Source organism: Lactobacillus sp. C449L (assembly GCF_059900815.1).
The window spans coordinates 1-472 of record NZ_JBWXGA010000172.1; the positions used below are offsets into that span (position 1 = coordinate 1).

Sequence of the window (472 nt, forward strand, 5' to 3'; positions counted from 1 at the left end):
TCCGGGCTGAGCGTCTGCGCGAGCGCATGGACCTGGTTCCATTGCTCCAGCGTCAGCGCGCCCTGGGGAAAGGTCTCGGGCGCGCTCATCGCCCGGCCTCCCGCGCGGCAAGCCTCAGATCACCCATTCGTCCGTCCCCTCATTGTCGCTTTCGCCGCTCTCGACGCGGCGGCCAGGATGCGCATCGCCGTCCGGCACCTCCGCCGTGACGAGCACGTGGAGGCCCGCCTCGGCCATCAGCTTGGCGACCTCGCGCACGCGGCGGATGCGCTCCGCCTCCTCGTCGTCCGCAAGGTCGCCGTTCAATCCGGCAAGCGCCGCCTCGTCCAGCACGAAGACGCCGCGGCCCAGCGCGCGGAGCCGCTGCTCCATGCGCGCGGCCAGGCCCGCCCGCCCGGCGCGCGACGCGCCACCGATCCAGGTGATGCGATTCTCCTCCTCGGCGAGCGCGTCCTGCGCCTCCGCCTTGTGG

The 472-nt window shown here is 73.1% G+C and carries 1 protein-coding gene; it reads right to left on the bottom strand.

Translation table 11 applies throughout. The annotated features are described in order from the left end of the window. Positions 1 to 114 precede the first annotated feature (114 nt). On the bottom strand, positions 115 to 472 hold a 358-nt coding region (locus AC2JF9_RS08875), incomplete at its 5' end, for an adenylyl-sulfate kinase (RefSeq protein WP_500727035.1).